Raw genomic sequence first — 3797 nt, 5'->3', positions numbered from 1 at the left:
AAAAACCTTAGATATTTAAACTAAGATTTTTTATTTAAATTAACAATAAGTTAGCTATTATTCGTGTAATAAATCCATTAAATCTTGAATTTGATTACGCATTTCTAAATCTAATTTAATATATTTTTCAATTTTAGAAACGCCATTCATAATAGTACTATGGTCTCTAGAAAATATTTTACCAATTTGAGGAAAGCTCATTTTTAACTCGTATTTCATTAAATAACAAGCAACCTGCCTAGCATGATTAATTTCTTTCATACGTGATTTACTTAGAATATCGTCTTTAGGTACATTATAGAATTTACAAGTTTTATCGATGATTTTTTTATAATTCAAGTGTTGTGGACGACTAATTCTGCTATCGCGTTGAATCATACCTTTAGCTAATTCAATATCTGGTTTTTCGTGCCTAAATTCAGCCATAGCTAATAATTGATTAACTGTACCTTCAATTTCACGAATATTAGTTCTAATATTTTCAGCTAAAAACAATGATACATCAGGCTCTAGCCTATTTCCACTAGCTTCACTTTTAAATTCTATAATAGCTTGTCGCATTTCCAAGTCTGGTAATTGAATATCTACAACCATTCCACTTTCAAAACGACTCTTAAGCCTATCTGTTAATTTATGAATAATAGAAGGAGCACGGTCGCTAGATATAATTATTTGTTTGTTAGCGTTATATAACTCATTAAAGGTGTGAAAAAATTCTTCTTGGGTTTTTTCTTTACCTGTTATAAATTGCATATCATCAATAATTAGAACATCTACATTACGGTATTTTTCAGCATAACCTTGTTTTTTAGAGTAGACATTCTCAATATAATCACGATAGAAATTTTCAATAGTAATATATAATACAGATAAATTAGGGTTATTTCGTTTTATTTCATTACCAATAGCTTGCATGAGGTGGGTTTTACCAAGACCAGAACCACCATAAAAATATAGGGGATTGTATTTTTCGCCTCCTGGATTTTTAGCTACAGCTTGTGCAGAAAAGAAAGCTAGATCATTGCTAGAGCCAACAATAAAATTATCAAAAGTAAATTTGGGATTAAGATTACTATTAACTGAGATATTCTTTTTAGTTTTATTATTTTTAGATATTAAATCTTGAGCAGATATTTTTTTTGTTTTTTTTGATAATTCACTAGTTTTTTTATTCTTAGAATTTGAAGACATTACAGGAAATTCTAATTTATCAATTGTAGCTCCATGATTAATTAAAGAATTTTTTATTTTATTATAAAAACGCTCTTTTTTTAATTGTGATAGTGCAAAACTGTTTCTTACAGATATATGAGCTACGCCATTTTTAATAGAAATTAATTCCGAGTCAGATAAAAACATTTTATGAGTAGTAGCAAAACTTGGATCTAATTTTAATTCTTCTAAAACATTTCTCCACAACTCATCCATAGTTCTATTCTATAATAATCGTAAGTTTTCAACAACACGCTTTTTTTATATTATAATTAAGAAAGATAACAGTAGTTAGAGTTTTCCACAGTTTTTAGTTACATCTGTTATAATTGTGGAAAAGTTATAACAGATTGTGGAAAATATGATATACTAGACAAGGAATTAATAATTATAACAATAGTAATAAAATAATTTTTATTAGCTGTAAAACTCTTATCCTTGTAAAAAAGAGCAATACAGTATAAAATGGAGTGTATATGCCAAAAAGAACACATCAACCACATAAAAGGCATCGTGCAAAAACACACGGTTTTCGTAATAGAATGTCTTCAAAGGCTGGTATTAAAGTATTGAAACGTCGTCGAATTAAAGGACGAAAGAAGTTATCAGTCTAAAATAAAACGCTCAATTATCTGGGCGTTTTATTATTATGCTATAATATAAAAAATGCTTTCATATAAAAAACGATTTCACGGACATGGTAGTATGCGTTACCTCTATAGTAATGGTAGCTCTATTAGATCTCAAAAAATTGTTTTACGCTATATTATAAATTCAAGAAGAAAACAAAGTAGATTTGCCGTTGTTGTAAGTAAAAAAGTTATGAAAACAGCTGTAGGAAGAAATAGAATTCGTAGGAGAATATATGAAATTATTCGTCAAGAATTTAATAGAATAGACGGAGTTTACGATGTTGCTATAATCGTATTTCATAAATCAGTGAAAGATATGCCTTATGATGAACTAAAAAATCAAGTAGTTGATATGTTTAAAGAGGCTGATCTTTATTGTAATAAGTAATTATATATAACTACTGTTTTAGATATGCTATAATTAAATATATGAATTTATTTGAGTTAGTTGTAACAAAACCAATTTTTAATTTACTATTATCTTTATATCAATTAATTGGTGATTTTGGTATAGCTATAATTATTTTTACCGTAATAGTAAAATTAATTCTATGGCCACTTTCTATTCATGCTATTGAGCAATCTAAAAAAATGCGTGAAATTCAGCCAGAATTACAAAGGATTAGAAAAGAATCTAAAGGTAATAAAACTATCGAAGCTATGCGAACTATGGAAGTATATCGTAAAAACGATATAAAGATGTTTAGGTCTATGGTTATTATGATAGTTCAAGCAATAATATTTATTACTTTATTTAGTGTTCTTAATATAATAGTATCCCATCCTCAAGAAGTATCTAAATATACATATACTCCAGTATCTCAATTTAGTAAGGTTGAAGAGCTTAAAAATAATAATTTTACTCCTAAATTATTTGGAACAGTAAACTTATCTGAGAGGGCAGCTACACTTACAAGTAAGTCAAGTTATTTTCTATTATTTGCAGCTATAATGGCAGCTTTAACACAATATTATACAATTAAAAAATCTACAGCTATAAATAATAAAGATAAAAAAACAATAAAAGAAATATTCAAAGAAGCTGCTAGTGGTAAAGAACCTAATCAGTCAGAAATGAATATGGCCGTAGCTAGTAAAATGTCTTCTTTAATGCCAATAATAATGTTTTTTACCACTATTAACTTATATGGTGCTTTAACATTCTATTATTTTATTAATGGTGTGCTTACAGCAGTGCAACAAAAATATATATTTGATATTAGAAAAAATAATAATAAAGAAAAGAAAATTCAAGAAGCTCAAATTATTAATAAACCTAAAAATAAAAAATCAAGCTCAACTAATATTCGTAGAATAAAGGCTAATGATAAAAAAAGGAGTAAATAATATGAATAGGGAAGAATCAATTATTTTTGCCGAAAAATTAGTAGAGGATATAATTAGTTTTTATGGTTTTAATTTAGAAGTTAAAGCTACAGCTGATGATGAGGTAATACAATTAAGTATACCTTCTAGTGAGCTAAATTCTATCTTGATAGGGCGTAAATTTGACAATTTAAGATCTTTGCAACATATTGTTTCTATGGCTCTTCTGATAAGAAATGCAGAAATAAATAGGGTTAATATTGATGTTGCTGATACTAAGAAACAAAGAGCTTTACAGATTAGCGAAAAAGCAGAAAGATGGATAAAAAGAGTAAGGGAAACAGGTGAACCATTTAAAGTAGGTTTAAATCCGGCAGATAGAAGAATTGTACATAAAACTGCCCAAGATTATTCTGATATAGAAACTCACTCTGAAGGTGAAGGACGAGAAAGAATTTTAATTATATCTAAAAAATAGATTAATAAAAAAAGTAGCTAAAATATAGCTACTTTTTAAATACTACTTTTTTATAAAGCACAAAATTCCAAATAAGGCTAAAAATGGTAGCTATAATTTTAGCTATAAATAAGGTAATATTTGAAATTAAAATATTAGATAAAATAGAA

Annotated in this window: 5 protein-coding genes; 4 read left to right on the top strand and 1 reads right to left on the bottom strand. The window is 26.9% G+C overall.

Annotated features, from left to right (window positions below):
- Window positions 1-57 precede the first annotated feature (57 nt).
- Window positions 58-1428: a chromosomal replication initiator protein DnaA gene (gene dnaA, locus G6CMJM_RS03160; protein ID WP_129719026.1), complete on the bottom strand. Its 1371-nt coding sequence runs from the start codon at window positions 1426-1428 to the stop codon at window positions 58-60.
- A 260-nt stretch (window positions 1429-1688) separates the two neighbouring features.
- Here dnaA and rpmH point away from each other — a divergent pair, with 260 nt between their 5' ends.
- The 4 genes from rpmH to G6CMJM_RS03140 are packed head-to-tail and all read left to right on the top strand — an operon-like array spanning window position 1689 to window position 3648.
- Entirely contained in the window at window positions 1689-1826 is a 138-nt protein-coding gene (gene rpmH, locus G6CMJM_RS03155; RefSeq protein WP_129719025.1) for a 50S ribosomal protein L34, read from the top strand.
- Between the two features lie 52 nt (window positions 1827-1878).
- Complete coding sequence (gene rnpA / locus G6CMJM_RS03150; protein ID WP_129719024.1) at window positions 1879-2232, top strand: ribonuclease P protein component; 354 nt, start codon at window positions 1879-1881, stop codon at window positions 2230-2232.
- A 41-nt stretch (window positions 2233-2273) separates the two neighbouring features.
- On the top strand, window positions 2274-3191 hold the full coding sequence (locus G6CMJM_RS03145) for a YidC/Oxa1 family membrane protein insertase (protein WP_129719023.1): 918 nt from the start codon (window positions 2274-2276) through the stop codon (window positions 3189-3191).
- Between the two features lies 1 nt (window position 3192).
- Window positions 3193-3648: a Jag family protein gene (locus tag G6CMJM_RS03140; RefSeq protein ID WP_129719022.1), complete on the top strand. Its 456-nt coding sequence runs from the start codon at window positions 3193-3195 to the stop codon at window positions 3646-3648.
- The last annotated feature ends 149 nt before the right edge of the window (window positions 3649-3797 follow it).

The organism is Candidatus Nanogingivalis gingivitcus, assembly GCF_004151455.1.
Taxonomy (GTDB): Bacteria; Patescibacteriota; Saccharimonadia; order Saccharimonadales; family Saccharimonadaceae; genus Nanogingivalis; species Nanogingivalis gingivitcus.
The sequence above is the reverse complement of the archived record's forward strand: the minus strand, read 5'-3'. Positions and strand labels throughout refer to the sequence as shown.

Bases quoted from the DNA above. Each gene is read 5' to 3' on its own strand.
- dnaA (WP_129719026.1), bottom strand. From the start codon at position 1,428: ATGGATGAGTTGTGGAGAAATGTTTTAGAAGAATTAAAATTAGATCCA.
- rpmH (WP_129719025.1), top strand. From the start codon at position 1,689: ATGCCAAAAAGAACACATCAACCACATAAAAGGCATCGTGCAAAAACA.
- rnpA (WP_129719024.1), top strand. From the start codon at position 1,879: ATGCTTTCATATAAAAAACGATTTCACGGACATGGTAGTATGCGTTAC.
- G6CMJM_RS03145 (WP_129719023.1), top strand. From the start codon at position 2,274: ATGAATTTATTTGAGTTAGTTGTAACAAAACCAATTTTTAATTTACTA.
- G6CMJM_RS03140 (WP_129719022.1), top strand. From the start codon at position 3,193: ATGAATAGGGAAGAATCAATTATTTTTGCCGAAAAATTAGTAGAGGAT.